Origin of the sequence: Siphonobacter sp. SORGH_AS_1065 (assembly GCF_030818595.1) — a bacterium.
In the GTDB taxonomy this organism is placed as follows: domain Bacteria; phylum Bacteroidota; class Bacteroidia; order Cytophagales; family Spirosomataceae; genus Siphonobacter.
Map to the genome: position 1 here is coordinate 99,022 of NZ_JAUTAM010000001.1, position 22,073 is coordinate 121,094.

Here is a 22,073-nt window from a genome sequence, read left to right on the forward strand (position 1 = left end):
GTTGCCTCGCAATTGCAGTCGCTCGGCTCTAGCCGAGTGACTACCTAACTCTAGGCCTCTGGCCGGTAGCATGCGAACCCCTAGCTGGTTAGAGAGCAATTTTCCTAAACGAAACATACTTACAAATACCGGCCAGAGGCCTACCAAACTATATTGTCACTCGGCTAGAGCCGAGCGACTGCAATTGGGAGGTGTTCGTTCATGTATCCATCTTCTTAATCAATGAAGGTTTCAGAAACCATGATTAGCGTTAAGATGTGATGATTATCTACTCTTAGGTAATTTATAAGGGTGGGTTACTTTATTTCATTTTATAAATGATTAATAAGTACAGTGTATAAAGAACGAAAGATAAATCTTACTGAGATGATATAACTAATTCAGATTTATAACATAATAATAACGTTTTAATACCAATAAATATAATGATTATTCCTCCTATATTCATAACCTCTATTACTTCACTACAACTTCAACTTATCAAAACCCATACTTTTGGCCACATATTTAGTTCTGTTACGCGGTGGTTTTCCTTTACTGATTTTATCTTCTACAATCAGATCAATTCGGATAAGCTCGCTGATACGTTCCTTCGTTTCCAAAATCCACTGAATCTGTTTTTCGGTAAACGTATATTTCAAACAGGCCGCCCGAACTTTAGCAGCTACTTCAATATCCCCCAGCGAACTTACATAATCAATGGTCTTACTAGTTTCTTCCGCCAGCAGCTCCCGATCCATACCGTCAACATCCTGAATCTTAAACTTCAGGGACGTTATCTTCTTACGCTCCTTAGCGGCAATCTCCCAGTTAAAAAACAAATTGCAATGTTCCGAAAGCTCTTTTTGGGTGTACTTTAAAATCCGGGTTTCAAAATCCGTGAAGCTTTTATAAGCCGTTAGGTTAAGCCCTAATAAGCCCTTTAACCGATCCAGCTCAATAACCCATTCGTTTTTCTTGCGATACATCATCAAAAGCTCATACATGCGGATCGCATGAACGCTTTTGAGGCTAAGAATCGTCTGTAAATCAGTAGTAGTATACCCGTTGGCGAGTTCCAGAAACAGTTTGTTACAGCGACTATTGAGTTCAACCGTAATGGTAGAACTGGCCCCTACCCTACCCTCATAGTTGGCGTAGGTAAACGGAACGATGTATCCGAAGTAGTCTTTACTTTTGGTAGACTCATCAAAAAAGATTTTTCTTGATGTAATTTTATCCAGCGATTCCTTGATCCGAACCAGGTTCGTTTCTTTAATATCAGTGGCCGGGAAAGAAACCACTAGCTTTTCCTCAATATTCACTCCAAAACCCTGCCGATTTTTCAGGTGCAACAGCGTAATTAGTAAAATATGCTTTTCTACCGTAGTGAATTCCTGTTTGGTAAGGTTGAGACTATTACTAATATTGATTAAACTTTTCATACGCAGGCCCTGAGGTTCTAGAAGTTGGTAAAAGTAATAACTATTACCACAATAATAAAATATATGTGGTTTTTGTTTATCCCTTTTCCATACACCTCATGCAATTTGTGGCAATACCTCATGCATTCTGTGGTAATACGACCTATGCAATCTCATGCAATTTGTGGTAATACCTCATGCATTCTGTGGTAATACCTTATGCATTTTGTGGTAATATGAAATATTAAAATCCTGATTGTCAGAAATTTACAAACGTTATCCACAGTCCGGCATTAATCAATTAATATAATATCATTTTATCAATTGATTGGCCCAAGCTCTTTTTCGGCCTGCGTCGGCTCCGCCGCACGCTTATTTTTGAAAGGAAAAAGGGAATATCAAATAGAAAAGAAGGAAGGCGAGAACTAATTTTTTAGTTTAATGGTATTGCTCTGGTAGTCCCATTTATAAAAAATTGATTATCAGTGTTTTAATTAATTACTGCTTTAAAAGTTTATAAAGAATAAGTTCCTGGTGAAAATTGATTGCTGATTCAGTTTTCACACTCATTCCAACTTGTCAAAAACCTCATGCAATCTGTGGTAATAGATCATCATTAACTATCTAACAATCAGACACTTGCATAAGCTTATGCAATTTGTGGTTTTTTCGTAGTGAATCATTCATAAATCTCTGGTTATCAATAGTATAAATGGGATTGTCTTTATAAAAACAGTACTATCCCTATCGTTATATATCGAAATCTCATGCAATTTGTGGTTTTTCGATTACCTGTATTAATAAGTTTTCATTGATATTCAGGTATCTAGGCCTGTACATGGTAGCCACTCTTTTGCAAAACCTCATGCAATTTGTGGTTTTTTGAAAACTATAACTGAAACGGCATCAACTATTTAGCTTCTGGAGTCCTGTCTGCCCTGAAATCTCATGCAATTTGTGGTAATAGCGGGTGTTCAGTTGCTGCTCTAATAAGAGGGTAATCGTATCTGAAGCTCGACAACTGAGCGATTACCAATGGCTTAGAGATTTTTAAACTAGGGAGACTGTCATTTCAAATGAAGTGAGAGAACTTCTGTAAAATGGGAGGGCTTTAAGATTATTAAGATATATACCTCACGACCAAGTGATTTTTGCACAGGCAAGTAAGTTCCTTCACTTTGGATAATAGAAAAAGGAAGTAGGCAGCAAGGAAAGGAAAGTAAAGGAAATGATAAGTGGGACCTATCTGCAAGTCCCACTTATTTATTGCAATTCACTCAAGTCCTTTTCCAGTTGGGCGTAGATAGCCTTCAACAAATACTTTCGGATGGACAACTTCTCAAGGCGGGTACTTTTGGATTTAACAATCTTCTGGATGTTATCCAGTTCGCTTTTATGAAGTTGCAGCGTAAAACTTTTGAGTGGATCTGCTTCTTCCTCCGGGGTACTTTCCGGTTTGCTTATACCATGGTTTGGCTGTACTTCGGATGATATACTGCCCCCTTTATGAATAAATTCCAGTGCTTTTTCGTCGAATGTAGGTGCCTCCTTCGTAGGCATTTTCACCTGTAACTTTGTCTTTGCCATTTTATGCCGGGGTTGGTACAGGAACTCGTTCTAATAACTTTTGCAGAAAATCCGTAAACTCCCGGATTGCCACTGCGTCCTTCGGCTTGTATTCATTGATACCCATTCCACGAATCGCTGCGTGGCTGTACACTACCCTATCCCCTAATTGAGCTTCCAGAAACTGAATATCCTCCGACGCCTTCAAATAATCCGTCCAGGATTCTACGTATTGGCTACGAGCTTCTACCCGATTAAGTAAGGAAAACGAAACTAGTTTAGGATTGATCATTTTTACCTCTCTCACCAGTTTCTCTACTTTAGCCAGGGTCCACATCTCAAAACTCCGAGGCACAAAAGGAATGAGGTAGACATCTGATACGGTTAAGGCGGCCCGTTGCGAAATGGTATCCCTTCCACCCGTATCAATGATAACATCGGTAAACACTTCACTCAAATCCCGGATAGACGTATAGATTTTATCGCCATTCAATTTGACCAGCGTATAGCCTACTTGTCCTTCAAAAGTATCATGTCTGAATTCCGTGAAGTCTGCTGTGGTTTCCTGTTCATCCGCATCCACCAGCAACACTTTCCGACCCTGTTCAGCAAGAAAAATAGCAATGTTGGTGGCTACGGTAGTTTTTCCACTTCCGCCTTTGGTACCTCCTACTGTGATAATCATTGGTTCTGTTATAGGTTGTTGTATCGATTCCTAAAGTAGTTCCTGTTTTAGTTCTTATTACAGAACCTTTCCCTGACTTTACAAACCTATGAAAATTTTATCAGGAATTATAGAACAGACTACTAAAGAACTAAAATAAGTATCTATTCAGGTTCCTGATTAAGAACTTATACTGGAACTATTCACCTTCCCTTCAACTATATTGAATGATGCCCGACGTAATGAAGAACCCTAATTAACGCAAATAGCTTGATCTAATTTTATTGATCAGAATCTAGTGTAAGAACCAAATTTGGTTCCTATTCAGGAATCTTGTCTATATTATAAGTTGCAGAGAATGTCAATGATGCAATGATACATCTGACTTTGGGTTGTTTAGATAACTTACGTCAATCCAAGTGTGAATGAAATGCAGAAAGGTTCTTGGTTAAGTTCTAATTTAAGAACCTTAACTTTTATAGAACAGCTTATCTCTAATAAGCATCATAGCTAGTTTATAATGATCTATCATACATAGGCATTATAAGCTAGCTATGAGACTGGGCCTAAATTAAGAATCAAATTAGGAACCTAATTTAGACCTTAATCAATCAGTGGTGGCCTGATCTTAGAATGTATGGCTTGAGTAAAAACAATTATAGAGAATACTGACCGTCCTTAACTCAAGCAATTTCCATTGGACTGGATCTAACCTGGAAATTGAATTAGGATATTAATCAGGACCTTTCATTGATAGATCATGTTATAAAGAAATGTGCTGGTAAAATGACGCGTATAGATAACTCAAGTTATATCCACTAAACTAGTTGTAAGTTAAGAAGTAAAAACGGTTCTTAATTTACAACTTGATTAAGAACCACACTTTTACAGAGATAGGTTATGCCTAAAGTAATACAGCTTAGCTGATCATACGGTTAGCGTAGTTAGCTAGATTGTTTTAATGGATGTATTAGTAGGCTCGTAAAAGCTGTTGTGTGTACTTGATAGTTAATAATTTGTGCAGTTTCCACAAGCAAAGGCCTAAAATAGGAATCAAATTAAGTTCTTATTTTAGAACCTAACTACCACTGATGTGAGGTTCCACTCACCCTCATCCTAAGCCTGTCGTCTAGAACGAAGGAAGCGGATTCCGCCGACTTTAAGGTTATGAAGAGATACCTCATAACTAAGTGGTTCGCAAAGGCAAGTAAGTTCCTTCGCTTCGCTCTGGATGACAGATCGGATGACTCTATTAAATGTGATATCAGTACGATAGTAAGAGTCTAACCATACCTATTCATCACTTACACAGTGAAATTTAGATAATTCAGGTTCTAAAATAGGAACCAATTTTAAAACCTGATATAGAACCTAAAGTGTAAATATAATACTCAAATGATTTTGCATATCTTTAGTCTAAATGAAAAGCTTGAGATAACGGCAGGTGGACCTGCCTGAAGGTAGGTAAGTACGGGATGAAATCTCGCACCATGAGGGGCTTCTCGGGGGCAATAAGGGACCTTTATTTAGACTCAAATTTTGACTGTTCCTATCCTACCCATTTAATACAAGTTTAGAAACCACAGGTTAGAACTTATACCACATCCTGTTTAGGTTTTATAAATGAAACTAAATCGGGTTCTTAAAAAAGAATCATATTTAGTTCTTATTTAAGAACTGTATTCATTCTAAAATATTGAATTATACGTCTATACATGCTTTGTTGAGTTTTGAGAAGGTTGACTCTCTTGATTCAATTATTGATTTTCCGATGATTTTATGCAGCGACCTGAATGAAGGATTTGCCGACAGTCAGTGATACTAGCAACAGGCATTAATAAAACATAGGGTTTATAGGATAAGGGACAAACCAGAAGTCTTGTAATAGTTGCGACTAGGGTAGTGGAGCTTGCTGGAAAACGCAACTAAGGAAAGTAGTGAAGTTTGACAATCGTGCCTATTAGCTGACGCAATCCTGCGAATGAACTTAAATACCTTCATTATCGTATTTTACAACTATAATCAGTTCCATCGTCAGAACTTATAATGATTCTATACCAAGAACTAAAATAGGTTCCTAGTATAGTTCTTGCTCTTTCAACAAGTCTTATAAGCCTCTCCATCTGTAGTTAGAGAATAGTTGTAAATTAGGTTCTAAAAATAGTTCTTTATTAGGAATATATTTAGAACCTGCTAGTTTCCAGTGCGTAAGCTCCTTATGGCAATTGTCGTTTTAGCACCAAGCGAGGGCAATAATGAGAATTAGAACTAAGATAAGAACTAATAAAGGAACTTAAATAAGAACTTAATTCACAGGTAATGATTTAATTATGAATAGATTAATTGTTAGGCTGATGTTGAAAGACTGATGCATTCATAGTTAAAGTACGGAGTTTAATAAAGAGTCATAAGAAAGCGATGGATAAACTTTTGTCGCGAAACTGTCGCGTAAGCCATAATTGCGACAGTTTATGATTATTTTTGTCGTGAAAGTGTCGCAATTTAAAAATGAAGCAGAATAGAGTTTCCTATGAATTAGAGAAGATTGTTCAAACGCTTGGACAATTCAAACAGGGCGTTTCTCTGGAAGCCTTGAAGCATGCTCTGGATCTGGACATTGAAATACGCACTTTGCAACGACGCCTGGAAAAACTAAAAGAGGAAGGGCTTGTGGTTGCTTCTGGTAAGGGGAGGGCTATTACCTATCAGGTAGCCGCTTCTATTGCTTCCGAGGTTCCTAACGCTCAGCTAAACCTAACTGCTGATATTCCTTTGTCAGAAGAGGGGAGGGGTTTACTGCAAAAGCTTTCGTTACCGCAGCATCTTCGTCGCCCGGTAGGTTATAATGCCGCGTTTTTAACCGATTATCGTCCTAATGTAGACTATTACCTTAGCTTAAAGGAAAGACATAAGTTGGCTGAGTTAGGACAAACCAATCGACTGAACCAGCCCGCAGGTACTTACGCTAAAGAAATCCTGCAAAGGCTTCTCATTGATTTATCCTGGAACTCCAGTCGGTTAGAAGGGAACACCTATAGTTTGTTGGATACCCAGCGTCTGATTTCGCAGGGGAAGCTGGCCGATCATAGATCCGTTGCCGAAGCTCAGATGATCCTCAATCATAAAGACGCCATTGAGTTTATCGTACAGACCACCGAGGAGATCGATTTTAATTATTACACCCTCACTAATCTACATGCCATGTTATCAAATAACCTGTTGCCCGACCCTGCGGCTTCCGGTCGATTGCGAACATTTGGTGTAGGAATTACCAATTCCGTGTTTACCCCACTGGCCATGCCGCAACTCATCGATGAGTTGTTCCGGGTAATGCTTTCAAAAGCTCAGGCTATTGAAGACCCTTTCGAGCAGGCCTTCTTTATCATGGTACAGTTACCATACCTGCAACCTTTCGATGATGTGAATAAACGCGTGTCTCGTCTCGCTGCTAACATTCCGTTGAATCGGCATAACCTAGCTCCTTTGGCATTCGTAGACGTACCTAATCACTTATACGTGCAGGGCTTGTTGGGCATTTATGAACTAAACCAAATCGAACTTTTCAAAGATGTGTTCCTATGGGCGTATGAACGTTCGGCTTTACGTTATGCAGCCGTGCGGCAGTCTTTGGGAGAACCCGATACCTTCCGGCTTGAGTACCGCGAAGATGTCCGTTCGCTTATTTCTGAAATCATCACGGGAGGAATGAGCCAGCAGGAAGCCGCAAAAAAAATTCAGGAAGCTGCCCGGAAAATTCCTGAAGCAGATCAGGCCAGGTTTATTGAGACAGTCGATACAGAACTGTTAGCGTTGCACGAGGGAAATTATGCCCGGTATCGGGTGAGGCCTTCCGAGTATATCCGTTGGAGAGAAATCTGGGAGAAAGAATGAAATGATCTATTTCTCTATTAACTGAAGTCCCTCCTGAAACGAGGGTAAGACCGTGCCCATATGATCCAGCCGTGGGTAAATTTTGGATTGTATCTGTAAAGTAGAATGTTTGTGCAGGATTTCACTAAAGTCTTTGAAGGTGGCAGATGATCCCTCCGTTTCTCCCAGGGTGAGGAAAACGAAATGGTTGGTAGAGGGGGAGGAAAGCCGAAAGACTTGGGGAAGGTAGCCATCTGCGTAAGTTAATGAAGGGCTAGCCGCAATGAAATTTCGAAAAACGAAGGTACCTAATGATTCTTTATGCAATGCATAAAGCGTAAAATACCCACCAAAGGAATGCCCCATCAGGGTTCGGTTAGTAGGAATGCTGCGATACCGGCGATCTATTTCTGGAATCAATTCCGTCGTAAGAAAGGTATAAAAACGCTCTGCACCACCGCTGAGCATAAGAGAATCAGAAGCGGGGGCTGCCGGATACGTATAGTCACGTATGCGTAATGAATCCATGAGGTACGCATCTTTGTAACCAATGCCTACCAGAATGGACTCGGGTATGGAAGAAGAACTAAGTTCACTAACCTGATCGAAGTATGCGTTGGCATCCAGTAAGTAAATCACCGGATAAGATCGTTTCGGTGACCGAGGGTAGGAGGGGGGCAGGCGAACAAACAGATGAAAAGTATCGGCGACGGCTTTGGAGAAAAGTGAAAAGACGGGAATCGTTTCGGGTACTTCGGTTTCTTGTAGGGAAGGATTAACCAGGGCAGTTACCGACAGGCAATAGTGATGAGGGGGCGTATGCCAGATATCACTGTTCTTTTTTCGATAAAAGCTTTTGGAACGGCCCCCGAGCTTGATTTCGTACGACAGGGGTTTCAATGCCGCTGAGCCTGGCTCGGGAATCAATTCAAGAACCGCCAAAAAGGTCCCATTCAATGTGAGATTGGCAGATTGGAGATCAAAGCGTAACCAGCCTTCCTGAATGGGTCCCCGTCGAAAAACGGAGGATTCCCAAAGCAGATCCGTAGGCTGATTTTGCTTAATCCGATAAAAACGGATGCGAAAAGAAGCCGAATCTTTTCGGGATTCGGTAACGTAAAGCTGTAGGGAAGTGATAGGCGATTGGTCTTGACCCAGCATAATAACCTGACCTATTTCCACGGAATCTGTAGCCTTAAACATTCCGTCGGTAAAATGAATCAAAGGGCTCCGCTTGCGAATGCCAAATGTGCGTTCCTTTAGCTTCGATTGGCGAATATGAACCGACTTCAGAATAGTGGATTGTTCCTCCAACGTAATAATAGTGGATGAACGGGTTCGTAGTAACTCCTGAACTGGAAGCCGCCGTTCGCGGTAACCTACCAGGGAAAAAAGCAAGGTATCGTTGGAAGAAGAGGATGGCAATGAGAGGGTAAACTGACCATTCTCCAATGACTGAGTAATCAGCCGGGATGAATGATGGGTGACGTGTACCCAGGCTAGGGGTGTGAGGCGTTCCGCATCGATAATCCGCCCCGAAATCAATACCTGGCTGGAAGCAGTCAGCCCCTGCAGAAAGATTCCCACCCAAAATAAAACCCATCTCTTTTCCATAGAAAAATAGATGTAAAGAGTATGGGTTAGGTTGCTTGGGCTGGTCTAAGTGTACGTGATGCTGAATAAAATTGTCCCTACTTATTAGTATCGCAAGAGAGTCATCCCTATCTGTTTGGGCATGAGATGAAACGGATTTTCCTGCCTGCGTTTAACTTTCGGTATAATCATCCGGACGGAACACTGGAATTTATAAAGGAATAGTATTAAATTTGATAGTTAGAAAGGCGGTCATTGATCGCCTTTCTTTAGTTTATCCACGCTATGAAACAACAAAAAACTGTTTTTTCACCAAACAGTATAGACCATATAAAGACTCAGGTATTAGGCAGGATCTTTCCAAAGTGGTTCAATCTATTCTACCTGTGCCTCTGGTCGATGATCGTACTAAAGGGTACGGCACTAGCTCAGCAACGTCTTTCTACTCCGCAGGTTATTCATTACAGCAGTAACGATTACAAAGCAGGCATGCAAAACTGGGACATTGCTCAGGATGCTCGCGGTATTATGTATTTCGGGAACAATGAAGGGTTGTTAACCTTCAATGGTCATTTCTGGAATACCTATCCGCTGACTAATCATACGGCGGTCCGTTCGCTCGAAATAGCGTCCAATCAACGGATCTACGTGGGTGGACTGGGAGAAATCGGCTACTTTGAACCGAATGCCAATGGAATCCTGACGTATCATTCCCTTTTGCCTTTGCTTGCTTCCAAAGACCGCAGTTTTGGGGATGTCTGGAATGTCAGCATCGTAGGAGAGGACGTCTTTTTTCAGTCGCTAGCCCAGATCATGCACTTCCATGCCGGGAAACTGACGGTGTATCCCTCTGAAAGTGCCTGGATCTTTATGGGAAAGGCAACGGGTGTCCTCTATGCTCAGCAAACGGACAAAGGTCTTTATCAGTGGCAGGGGAATCGCTGGAAGCTTGTCTCTGAAGATCCAGTGCTGAAACAACACAGCCTGACTTCCATTCAGCCAGCGGGGCGGCATACTCTCTGGTTCACTACCTTACAAAAAGGTATTTATCAATGGCAGGGCGGTACACTCAGTCCCCAAAAAACCTCTGCTGATGCCACCTTCATCACAGATCGGATTTATTGTGCCTGGGCTCTTGAGAACAATCAATATGCTCTGGGGACCAACGCCTCTGGGTTATACATCGTTGATCGGTCGGGAAAAATCATCCAGAAATATACCTCAGCCGAAGGTCTGCCAAACCCGAACGTTCGGGGAATCTGGCTGGATAAAAACAAGAACCTCTGGCTGGCATTGAACGATGGTATCGCTTGTATTACCCTGAATAGTCCCATTCAATACATTTACCCGAATGGTTCCAAACCCACGACGGGTTACTCAATGGCTAAAGTAGGAAATCTTTTGTATGCGGGTACTTCCAATGGGCTGTACGTCGCCCCACTGGAGGATTCCCCCGCTGATTTAAGCAAGGCCCAGGGCGTTTTCAGCGAAATAGCCGAAGGGAAAGGACAGGTATGGCGGCTGGATTTGCTGGGTAAAGAACTGTATATGGGTCATGAGAACGGACTGTTTCATATTCAGGACCGCCAGGTAAAAGAAAAAGGTAATTTGCCCGGTACCTGGACCTGGGCGTCTTTTTCTGCTCAGCACTATGTGATTGGTACGTATGATGGTCTACGTCAGTTAACGGCCTCCGCTTCGGTTACGGATATAGCGGGCTTACGGGAATCTCTGCGGTTTCTGTACGTCGATTCTACGCAACATACCATCTGGTCTTCCCATCCCAGTCGGGGGGTATTCCAGATCAAATGGAAACCCCAAGACTCACAGATGGCGTCCGTTCAGGTGTACTCTAAGGAAAACGGGTTACCTTCCAGTCTGTATAACTACGTTTATCAGGCTCGGGGAAAAATGGTGGTTACTACTGAAAAAGGCATTTACGAATTTAATGCTAAGGAGAACTGGTTTGTTCCCTCTGCCTTTTTTCAAAAGCTTCTGGGTAATCTGGCTATTCAGTATTTAAAAGAAGACCCGGAGGGAAATATCTGGTTTGTGAATCATAAACGATTAGGACTTATTGATTTTCAGACGGGGTCACAACCCCAGATTCTTTATTTCCCTGAGCTGACGGGTAAGCTGGTAGGAGGTTTTGAGTCCATTTATCCCATTGATTCAGACAATATTTTTGTGGGAAGCAATCGCGGTTTTGTACACATTAACTATCGTCAGTACCAGAAGCAGATTCAAAAACCTGCAATTTTGTTGAGTGGAGTAAAGGTAACCGGGGCTCGCGATAGCCTTATTTTCGGCGGGTATCCCATGGTTGGGGAAGGGATAACGCTACAGCCGGGCATGAATTCTCTGGTGTTTGAATTTACCTCTCCAAGTTACACCCAACAGAATACCACCGAATATAGCTATCAACTCAAGGGTGTGGATTCGGAATGGTCTACCTGGAGTACAAAAACGGAAAAAGCTTATACCCATTTACCCTGGGGGAATTATACCTTTCAGGTGAAAGCTCGCACGAATCTGGGGCAGGAGTCCGATGTGTTTACGTATGCGTTCTTTATCGAACCTGCCTGGTATGAAAGTTACTGGAGTTATGGAGCCTATACGCTGATTCTGCTGGGAGTTCTGTACCAATTGTTTGCCTGGCAACGCCGAAAGCACCAGACCGAACAAAAGCAGCTTACCTATCTGCATCAACTGGAATTAGACCGCACCGAAAAAGAGTTGGTAAGACTGCAAAACCAGCAACTGGAAGCCGACGTCGAGTTTAAGAATAAAGAGTTGGCAGCCATGACGATGCAACTCGTACAACGGGGCGAAGTACTGGGGAAAGTCAAAGACGTCGTAACGACATTGGCTAAAAAACAGGATAGTAAAGACAGTGCCCTGAGCTTCCGGCAGGTACTACGCCTCATTCGGGACGTAGAAAGTAAAGATGCCGACTGGGGGCAATTTACCTTACATTTCAATACCGTGAATGATGACTTTTTTCATTTGCTTAAACTGAAATACCCTGAATTGACGCCCAATGATCTGAAGCTTTGTGCATACCTGAAGATGAATCTTTCGTCCAAAGAAATTGCTCGTCTGATGAATGTAACGGTGAAGGCCATTGAAATTGGTAGGTACCGACTGCGTAAGAAACTAAACCTTAACTCAGAAATTAACTTGTACGAGTTTCTGGTAGATCTGTCGAAAGAACCTCGCATGAATGGATAATACACCTTTATCAAATGATAAAAAACGGGCAATCATTTCGTCCGTTTTTTCATTTGATAAGTATTCCAGTCCTGAAATCCAGGTGTAAATCCAGTACTTTTAGTTCTATTTATTATTAATAAAGTTATATAACTTTATCGTTTTGTAAGGGATTGATTATGAATACTTTAAGAAAGAGTTGTAGTGGTGAAGTAGGGGATAAAGGGCGGTAAAATAGCTCTGAACCAGCGTAAAGTAGTGTTTATGTAGGGGTGGGAAAATAACCTGAATCCTGGAAGACGACTCTAATTTTGACCCCATAATTAGTTGTCTCATTCTCTTAAACACGTTCATCGAATGATGAGAAAATTTACACTCTTGCTAAGCCTAATAAGCCTGATGGCTGGTTTCTTGGGAGTTGCCGCCCAGGGCCTGACCGTCACAGGAAAGGTAACTGCTAAAGGGGAGGGAGCTCCACTGGTTGGCGTTTCCGTTTTAGTACAGGGCACTACCACGGGTGCCACTTCAGACGCTGCCGGTAATTACCGGGTTACCGTGCCGGGTTCAGAAGCTGTCCTGATTTTTTCGCAGGTAGGGATGAAGCGGCAAACCATTACTGTGGGTAACCGTACCCAGATTGATGTAGTGCTGGAAGAAGATGCCGGAAATCTGGATGAAGTAGTAGTAGTAGGATACGGTGCTCAGAAAAAGAGTGTTGTAACAGGAGCTATTTCCAGTGTAAAAGCATCGGATCTGGCTACCATGCCCATTACCCGGGTGGATGAAGCCTTGCAGGGGCGGGCATCGGGGTTGACTATTACGCAAAGTTCGGGTCAGCCCGGTTCTAACTCTTCTGTGCGGGTTCGGGGATTAACGACGCTTAATAACAATGATCCTCTCTGGGTAATTGATGGAGTAGTGGTGGATAACGGAGGCATTGGCTACCTGAATCAATCAGACATTGAATCGATTGAGGTATTAAAAGATGCTGCTTCTCAGGCCATTTATGGAGCACGAGCTGCTGCTGGGGTTATTCTCGTAACGACGAAAAAAGGAAAAGCTGGAAGTATTCAGGTAAGCTACAATGGCTTTTATGGGGTTTCTTCTCCAGCAAAGAAGCTGAACTTATTGAATGCCAGTCAGTACGCTACCATTCGCAACGAATCATTAGTGAATGCGGGTCGTCAGCCTCTTTTTGCTAATCCTGAGTCGCTGGGACAAGGCACCGACTGGCAATCCGTCATTTTCAATAACAGTGCCCGTCGTCAAAATCATGAGCTGAGCATCAGTGGGGGTAGTGAAAAATCAACGTTCTATCTTTCGCTGGGTTACATCGATCAGGAAGGCATTGTGGCTACGCCTATCTCGAAGTACAATCGTCTGAATATTCGTCTGAACTCTACACACAAGTTAGCCAAGTGGCTGACGTTCGGTCAGAATCTAGGGTATGGTCGTGAGAAAAACGTAGGCTTAGGGAACACGAACAGCGAGTTTGGTGGGCCTTTAAGCTCCGCCATTAACCTGGACCCCCTTACGCCAACGGTCATTACCGATCCGACAGAAGCGGCGGCGGCTCCTTATACCAACACTGGCATTCGCCGGGATGCGAACGGACGGCCTTATGGAATCTCGCGTTACGTAGCTCAGGAAATCACCAATCCGTTGGCGTATATGCAGACCCGTTTGGGTAACTATGGCTGGTCGGATAACATAGTTGGCAATGCTTACCTTGAAGCTGAACCGATCAAAGGACTGAAATTGCGTTCTACGCTGGGAGCTAAATTGTCTTTCTGGGGTAGTGAAAGCTTTTCACCACTGGCGTATCTGAATGCAACGACGATTACGTCGCAAACGTCTTTTTCCCGCGTGATGAACCGTCGTCTGGATTATAACCTGGAAAACACGATTTCATACACCCGTGATTTTGATCGTCATAACTTTTCCGTGCTGGTAGGGCAGGGGGCTTACCAGGATAACAATACGTTCATGAACAGCGTGACGTTCTATAACATCCCGGCTGATAACTTTGATGATGCATCCCTCAACTACAAACGCCCTACCGATCAGCGGTCTTCGGATGGTTCCGAAGGAGCGTTGCACCGGGTAAGTTCTCTTTTTGCCAGGATTAACTACAGTTATGATGAAAAATACCTGGTTCAGGCCCTGATCCGCCGGGATGGTTCGTCCCGCTTTGGAGCCAATAACAAATACGGGGTCTTTCCTTCGCTGTCACTCGGCTGGGTACTTTCGCGGGAAGCATTCTTTCCTGAACAAAAGGTCGTTAATTTCTTCAAGTTACGCGGGGGTTACGGGGTAGTAGGAAATGATGCCATCGGCGATTTCGCTTACCTTTCTACCATTGGTAGCGGTCGTAACTACGCCTTTGGTAACTCAGGAACCTATCTGATTGGCTACAGTCCCAACGCACCGGCTAACCCTGATCTTCGCTGGGAACAGACCACCCAAACCAACATTGGCTTTGATGCAACGCTGTTTAACAACGTTAGCATGACCCTGGAATGGTTCAAAAAGGTAACTACCGACGTTCTACAAAATCCTCGCATTCCGGGTTACGTTGGGGCCATTTCTAATCCCGCTGCAAACGTAGCTGATATTCAGAATCAGGGGATTGAACTGGAACTGGGGTATAAGAAAAAATTCGGAGACTTTAATTTCTCTCTGAATGGCAACGTTTCCTACATCAAAAATAAGGTAACCAACCTGGGCCGTGGCATTGAATACCTGTCGGGCGGGCAAAGCTTCCAGGCTAGTAGTTACCCCATTACCCGCACAGCCGTTGGGCAGCCTATTAACGCATTCTATGGATTTCAGACGATGGGCATTTTCCAGAATCAGGGGGAAGTAGAGAGTTATACCAATGCGGATGGAAAGGTCATTCAGCCGAATGCAAAACCCGGAGATTTCCGCTGGGCGGATCTCAATGGTGACGGTCAGATTAACGAAGACGACCGAACTTTCCTGGGTAACCCCACGCCGACGGTAGGCTACGGATTTACGCTGAACCTGGGGTATAAAAACTTCGACTTCGTATTGTTTGGTCAGGGAGCGACAGGTAATAAAATCTTCCAGGGCTTGCGTCGTCTGGATATTCAGCCTGCCAACTACCAGACCTCGGTTCTGGGCCGCTGGACGGGTGAAGGGTCCACCAACGATTATCCCCGAATTGTGGAGGGCGACCCCAACAAAAACTTCCTGAATCCTTCCAATTTCTATCTGGAAGACGGTGGTTACTTCCGCATCAAAACCTTACAGTTAGGGTATACCATTCCTAAAACGGTAACGACCAAAATCGGTATGCAACGGGCTCGAATTTATGTCATGAGTCAGAATTTACTTACGCTTACGAACTATTCAGGGTACGATCCTGAGATTGGCGGCGGCGTCACCAGCATTGACCGAGGCATCTATCCCCAAGCTCGTTCCTTTATGCTAGGCCTGAACCTGGGATTCTAAACTGATAAAAGAAGCTTACAATGAAAAAAAATACCTTACAATGGGGAGCTCTGCTCATGGGTGGAATGCTCCTCTTCAATGCCTGTTCCTCCGATTTCCTGGAAGTGAAACCCAAGGGAACGGATTTGGAAACGAACTATTACCGCAATCAACAGGAAGCGTTCAATGGACTGGTGGCTATCTACGACGTGGTTGGCTGGCAGGGTGGAGGCTACGTAACTAAAGTGGGAACCCTGAACGCCGCCTCTGACGACCATTACGCGGGTGGCGGTGGTCCCAGTGACGTAACGGATTATCAGGTAATTTCCAACTACACCCTGACTCCGGCCGTCGGCCCACAGGATGAGTTATGGCGAAAAGGATTTTCCGGAATATTCAGAGCGAATACGCTGCTTCAGAAATTACCCAGTGTGCCCATGGACGAATCGCTGAAGAATCGTTACGCGGCGGAAGCTAAATTCCTGAGGGCTTATTTCTATTTTGATCTGATTCGTTTTTTCAGGAATGTTCCTCTGTTTACCACGCCAGTTTCTACGAGCGAAATGTATGATGTTGTGCAGGCTGCTCCGGCGGAAGTGTACGCCCAGATTGAAAAAGATCTGACGGAATCCGTTTCGGTGTTACCCGCCAGCATCCCCGTGGGAACAGAAGGGGGCCGGGCGACGCAGGCCGCCGCTCATGCCTTACTGGGAAAAGTGTATCTGCAACAGGAAAAGTTTACGCAGGCCGCTCAGGAACTGGCTCTGGTGAACGGAACGCCGGGTGGAACCTCAACGTATGGCAATAAACTGGTAACGAACTTCGCTGACCTCTGGAAAACGTCCAGTAAATTTAACAGCGAATCGATTTTCGAGATTTCATACACCAATACCTCTGCCGGCGACTGGGGCTGTATCGCCTGTACGGAAGGTAACGTGCTGAATATCATGGTAGGTCCACGAGGATACCGGACATTACAAGCGAACGCTCCTGATTACGTTTCGGGATGGAGTTTTCTGATTGTAACGGCGGATTTGTTCAATGCCATTCGCAATGACCCGCGTAGCACGGCTACCGTCGCTAATCTTGACAGTCTGGAGAAAAATGGAATTGCTACCTATGAAAAAGGATACATGAATACCGGTTACTTCCTGGGTAAGCTGGCCGCCCGGCAGTCTGATCGACCTACGGGTGCGGGGGCTCCAGAGTTGAATTATCCGCAAAATATGTACGAAATACGTCTGGCGGATACGTATCTGCTCGAAGCCGAAGCTCTGGTTAGAGGCGGGGGTGATCTGGTACGGGCGGCTGCTCTGATCAACGCCGTTCGCGACCGGGCCTATAAAGATGATAAACACCGGGTAACGGCCACGCTAGAAAATATCATTCGCGAACGTCGGCTGGAGCTGGCGGGAGAAGGGCATCGCTTCTTTGACCTGGTTCGCTGGGGTCGGGCCGCAACGGTTCTGCAATCGAAAGGTTTTGTGGCAGGAAAACACGAAATTCTTCCCATTCCTCTGCTGGAACTTGAAAATACCCGATTGGAGCAAAGCAAAGAATGGGGTGGGACTAAATAACCAACACTCCTGACTATACATTAGTCACAGCATTACTCGTTTCAATTCTATACTTAACCTATGAACCGAGGGTCGGAGGTATTGCCTCCGGCCCTTTTTAACCCAAACGATGATGTACCTGCGATTAACCAGCTTATCGACCTTATTATTCTTGGGTGTATTTGCCTGTTCGGGTCAGCAACCTGCCGTAGAGCCTACTCCCACTACACCAATTTCTAAACCTAAAGATTTAGGCTGGACGTTTGCCTCCACACCCGTCTGGGCCGATGAATTTGATTACGAAGGATTACCTGATTCCCAAAAATGGGGTTATGATCTGGGCGGCAGCGGTTGGGGTAATAACGAGTTACAATACTACACCAATAGCGAGAAAAATGCCCATGTGGCCAATGGCAAGCTGTACATCACGGCCCTTAAGGAAGCCAAAGAAGGGAAATCCTATACCTCTGCCCGGGTCATTAGCAAGGGAAAAGGCGACTTTCTCTATGGCCGTTTTGAAATCAAGGCTAAGCTTCCCAAAGGCCGGGGTACCTGGCCCGCCATCTGGATGTTACCTACTGACTGGGCTTATGGAGGCTGGCCCAACTCGGGCGAGATTGATATTATGGAACACGTAGGGTATGATCCCAACGTGGTGCATATTAGTACGCACAGTCTGGCGTATTACTTTAAAATAAATACCCAAAAAACGGCTAAGCGTAAGCTGGACAACGTCTTTGACGAATTTCATACCTACCGGGTTGACTGGACGCCGTATGCCATTCGCGGCTACATTGACGATGCCTTTATTTTTGAATTTGTCAACGAAGGTAAAACGTTTGCAGAATGGCCTTTTGATAAACGTTTTCACCTGTTACTGAACGTAGCTGTTGGAGGCGACTGGGGCGGAGCTAAAGGCATAGATGATGCTATTTTCCCGACTTCCATGGAAGTCGATTATGTTCGAGTTTATCCCATGATTGAAAAATAATCGTGTCTTTCTTCCCATTCTAAGTATCCTTCACGCATGTTTTTTCGAACGTTAGTACTAGTAATAATCATAGGGTTTTGCGGTTCTCTGGGGTCTCAGGGACAGAACTTTGTCAAAGCCCAGGGAGCCCGGCTGGTGGATGGTAAAGGACATCCTTTATTACTTCGGGGCATGGGGCTGGGCGGCTGGATGCTACAGGAAGGGTATATGTTCCGTCTGGGCAGTCGCGGACAGCAATATCGGATCAAAGAAGGAATTCAGGAATTAATTGGCCCCGAAAAAAGGGAAGCTTTTTATAAAGGATGGTTAACCCATCACACTCGAAAAATTGATATTGATTCAATGGCGGCCTGGGGCTTTAACTCCATTCGCCTGCCCATGCATTATAACCTCTACACTCTACCCATAGAGCAGGAACCCGTAGCCGGGCAAAATACCTGGTTGGAAGAAGGGTTTGCTCTGACAGACAGCCTGCTGAGTTGGTGTGAAGCCAATCAGGTTTACCTAATTCTGGACTTACACGCAGCTCCCGGAGGGCAGGGCAACGATTTACCGATTTCTGACCGTAATCCGGCTCAGCCTTCGCTCTGGCAAAGCGAAGCCAACCAGCAGAAAACAATTGCTTTGTGGCGGAAACTTGCCGAACGCTATGCCAATAAAACCTGGATTGCCGGGGTTTGACCTTATCAATGAACCCAACTGGGGATTTCAGGATGCCAAAGACACCCGGGGAACGGAAGAAACCCGCAATGAGCCTTTGCGAAAGCTGATGGTGGCTATTACCCAGGCCATTCGGGAAGTGGATAAAAACCACCTGATTATTATTGAAGGAAATGGATTCGGGAATAACTATCGCGGCCTCTTGCCAACCTGGGACCCGAACATGGCTTTGAGTTTTCACAAATACGGAAACTTTAATACGCAAGAAGCCATTCAGTCATTCCTGAATCTGAGAAAGGAGCATCAGGTACCCCTCTGGCTGGGTGAGTCGGGAGAGAATTCGAATACCTGGTTTACGGATGCAATTCGTCTCATGGAGAAAAATGACATGGGCTGGTGCTGGTGGCAGGAAAAGAAAATGGGCATCAATAATCCGCTGGAAATCCGGGTAACGCCAGGGTATGAAAAATTACTGGCGTACTGGAACGGGAAAGGACCCAAGCCCTCGGAAGCGGAAGCGTCGCAAACGCTGAATGAGTTACTGGAGTTACTAAAACTGGAAAACAACAGGTATCATCCTGATGTGGTCGATGCGATGTTTCGACAGGTGCATTCAGCCGAAACCCGGCCTTTCAAAACCCAGGTCATTACCAAACAGACGGTTATCAAAGCCGTTGATTTTGATCTGGGACGACAACGATCCGCGTATTTTGATACCGATTCGGCCAGTTATCATTACACGCCCGGCGTAAATACCGTTGGCAATCGCGGCCATCAATACCGAAATGATGGGGTAGATATAGAGAAAAAAGAAAAGGCGTATGTCATTACCCATACCCAGCCGGGAGAGTGGGTACAGTATACCGTAGAGGTCGAGAAATCAGGTGCCTATGAAGTAAAGTTTCGGGTGACTTCGCCCGTTCAGGCTTCGCTTGCTTTATCTATTAATGGCAAGATGGCGGTTCCTGCTGTTCTGATTCCCGCGGCTAAGGATCAATGGGTAAATACGGCTTCTTCAAAAATCAACCTTAAAAAAGGAAAAAATACGCTGAAGGTACAGGTTTTACAGGGCGGTTTTGAGTGGGAATCTTTTCAGCTTTCCCGGTTAAATAGGTAACAACCGAGCTCACCCGGTAGGTAGGAGTAATCATTCCTAACCTACCGGTTGAGTTCGTTATCCGCATAGATGAGAAAAAAGCTTACCCTATTCCTCCTCATGCTTTGAACCACGTCGACAGAGGAAAGCGACGGTAGCGGTGGTTATCAAAGCCCCTACGGCAATCTTGGTAATCAGCCCTTTGCGATTGTATTTCCAGGCAGCGTTCCAGCCTTTCTCCGCGAAAATATTAGGAACATATCCGCGTTTGAGATCGTCAATAATTCCTTCAACCACATTAACCCGGTCGGCGAAGAGCAAGGGTAACCAATGGCCGTATTCGGATTCACTAAATCGAAAAGCGTAGCGGCGGATGACTCCACTCAGTCCCGAAGGAGGACTGGAGGTGCCAAATACTGCCGTCACGCCGGGTCTTTCATTGGAATGAAGGATCTCAACCTTGACTGGCTGTTGGGGCGACCTCTGGTAATTGAGCCGTCGGTAATCGTCGCCTGTGTATTTTTTCATGGGATAGGTAGGCTCGTTCTTTGGGTCCGCGTCAATTCCCCATCCATTAATATGTGAATAATCACTTGCTAAATTTTCCATGACTACTAGCGTTATACCCTGGCTGAGGGTGGAATAAGGATCGTCTTGATACAGTTGTCGAGCTTAGCCGAGAAGATATGATAAGCATCTGAGACTTCTTCCAGCGGTACCCGATGGCTAATGATTGCCTTAGGGTCCAGACGGCCCGCACGAACGTGATCAATGAGCTTAGGTAACAGCCGCTTGACCGAAGCCTGATTGGCCCGAATGGTAATGCCTTTATTGACTACATTACCAATGGGAACCAGGTTGTCCGTAGGTCCATATACGCCGACAATTGAAACAATCCCTCCCTTTTTTACGGAATTGATCGCCCAGTGCAAGGCCGTGGCCGAACCCGCCTGTAACATCATCTTTCTCCCGGTAATGGTTTGCAGGGCACTTCCTGCGGCATCACCGCCTACCGCATCAATACATACGTCAGCCCCAAAGTAATCGGTCGTTTTCTTCAGAAAGAGAACCGGATCATCCATGGATCTGAAATTATAGGCTTCGCACTGGGCATAGGAGCGAACAAAATCGAGTCGGTATTCAACGTGATCAATGACGATTACCCGGCCCGCCCCAAACAACCAAGCACATTTCGCCGCCATAATTCCTACGGGTCCGGCTCCAAACACGACTACGGTATCGCCCGGTTTAATGCCCGCCATTTCGGCGGCCTGATAACCCGTAGGAACGACGTCCGTGAGTAACACGGCATCGTCGGGATGCAGGTCGGCTGGAATAACCATCGGTCCTACATCGGCATAAGGCACCCGAACGTATTCGGCCTGACCGCCATCATAACCACCAGCAGTATGCGAGTAACCATAAATTCCTCCCACCGCAGTAGCCTCTGGATTGGATTCATGGCAATTTCCGTACAGTTCCTGCTGACAAAAAGGACAGCTACCACAGGCAATATTGAAAGGCACCAGCACTTGATCGCCCACTTTCAGGTTTTGTACGGAAGAACCAATTTCTTCCACTACGCCAATGAATTCGTGGCCGAAGGTGGTTCCTACTCGGGTATCAGGAACCAACCCATGATAAAGGTGTAAATCTGAACCGCAGATACACGAACGGGTAACGCGGACGATGGCATCGTTGGGATGCTGTATTTCGGGGTAGGGCTTGTGATCCACACGGACCCTGAAAGGCCCCCGGTAGTTCATGGCGAGCATAGGTTCTAGACATTTTACGTGAGCGTAAGGATCTGGTTTACTACTATTAATCAGCCAATAGAAAAGTGATTTGGTTGTCGTTCACCAGAATCGAATAAGCTTTCTAGGAAAAATATTGAACCACTCAGACCTACCTAAACGCCTAAAACAGAGCACTCCGCTGATACTGGGGAGTGCTGATCTAAGGATAATTGTCTACTTATTATGGAATCGTATGAAAGATATTGCTGTACCTG

The 22,073-nt window shown here is 44.7% G+C and carries 13 protein-coding genes; 7 read left to right on the forward strand and 6 right to left on the reverse strand.

Translation table 11 applies throughout. From position 1 onward, the window contains the following. Window positions 1-464: 464 nt before the first annotated feature. The 3 genes from QE390_RS00310 to QE390_RS00320 form a co-directional block, all read right to left on the reverse strand. Complete coding sequence (locus tag QE390_RS00310) at window positions 465-1,424, reverse strand: replication initiation protein (protein WP_307140600.1); 960 nt, start codon at window positions 1,422-1,424, stop codon at window positions 465-467. A 1,242-nt stretch (window positions 1,425-2,666) separates the two neighbouring features. Further along, the gene (locus tag QE390_RS00315; protein ID WP_307140601.1) at window positions 2,667-2,990 is read right to left on the reverse strand and encodes a hypothetical protein; all 324 of its coding nucleotides are present in this window, start codon (window positions 2,988-2,990) and stop codon (window positions 2,667-2,669) included. Window position 2,991: 1 nt separating this feature from the next. Beyond that, window positions 2,992-3,654, reverse strand: a complete 663-nt coding sequence (locus tag QE390_RS00320; protein ID WP_307140602.1) for an AAA family ATPase — start codon at window positions 3,652-3,654, stop codon at window positions 2,992-2,994. A 2,487-nt stretch (window positions 3,655-6,141) separates the two neighbouring features. Here QE390_RS00320 and QE390_RS00325 point away from each other — a divergent pair. After that, window positions 6,142-7,524, forward strand: a complete 1,383-nt coding sequence (locus tag QE390_RS00325) for a Fic family protein (protein ID WP_307140603.1) — start codon at window positions 6,142-6,144, stop codon at window positions 7,522-7,524. Between the two features lie 6 nt (window positions 7,525-7,530). Here QE390_RS00325 and QE390_RS00330 read toward each other — a convergent pair whose 3' ends face one another. Then, window positions 7,531-9,117: an alpha/beta hydrolase-fold protein gene (locus QE390_RS00330; RefSeq protein ID WP_307140604.1), complete on the reverse strand. Its 1,587-nt coding sequence runs from the start codon at window positions 9,115-9,117 to the stop codon at window positions 7,531-7,533. A 378-nt stretch (window positions 9,118-9,495) separates the two neighbouring features. Between QE390_RS00330 and QE390_RS00335 the strand changes: the two genes are divergently transcribed. From QE390_RS00335 to QE390_RS00360, 6 genes are all read left to right on the forward strand, one after another. Further along, the gene (locus tag QE390_RS00335; protein WP_307140605.1) at window positions 9,496-12,327 is read left to right on the forward strand and encodes a triple tyrosine motif-containing protein; all 2,832 of its coding nucleotides are present in this window, start codon (window positions 9,496-9,498) and stop codon (window positions 12,325-12,327) included. 378 nt (window positions 12,328-12,705) lie between these two features. After that, window positions 12,706-15,780, forward strand: a complete 3,075-nt coding sequence (locus tag QE390_RS00340) for a TonB-dependent receptor (RefSeq protein WP_307140606.1) — start codon at window positions 12,706-12,708, stop codon at window positions 15,778-15,780. A 20-nt stretch (window positions 15,781-15,800) separates the two neighbouring features. Further along, complete coding sequence (locus QE390_RS00345; protein ID WP_307140607.1) at window positions 15,801-17,336, forward strand: RagB/SusD family nutrient uptake outer membrane protein; 1,536 nt, start codon at window positions 15,801-15,803, stop codon at window positions 17,334-17,336. Between the two features lie 109 nt (window positions 17,337-17,445). Further along, complete coding sequence (locus QE390_RS00350; RefSeq protein ID WP_307140608.1) at window positions 17,446-18,306, forward strand: glycoside hydrolase family 16 protein; 861 nt, start codon at window positions 17,446-17,448, stop codon at window positions 18,304-18,306. 36 nt (window positions 18,307-18,342) lie between these two features. Continuing rightward, window positions 18,343-18,987, forward strand: coding sequence for a glycoside hydrolase family 5 protein (locus tag QE390_RS00355; RefSeq protein ID WP_307140609.1), 645 nt, complete (start codon window positions 18,343-18,345; stop codon window positions 18,985-18,987). Next, complete coding sequence (locus QE390_RS00360) at window positions 18,956-20,083, forward strand: cellulase family glycosylhydrolase (protein WP_307140610.1); 1,128 nt, start codon at window positions 18,956-18,958, stop codon at window positions 20,081-20,083. Before QE390_RS00355 ends, QE390_RS00360 begins: the two co-directional genes overlap by 32 nt. An 87-nt stretch (window positions 20,084-20,170) precedes the next feature. Here QE390_RS00360 and QE390_RS00365 read toward each other — a convergent pair whose 3' ends face one another. Further along, window positions 20,171-20,671, reverse strand: coding sequence for a hypothetical protein (locus tag QE390_RS00365; protein WP_307140611.1), 501 nt, complete (start codon window positions 20,669-20,671; stop codon window positions 20,171-20,173). An 11-nt stretch (window positions 20,672-20,682) separates the two neighbouring features. Beyond that, entirely contained in the window at window positions 20,683-21,837 is a 1,155-nt protein-coding gene (locus QE390_RS00370) for a zinc-dependent alcohol dehydrogenase (RefSeq protein ID WP_307140612.1), read from the reverse strand. Window positions 21,838-22,073 lie beyond the last annotated feature (236 nt).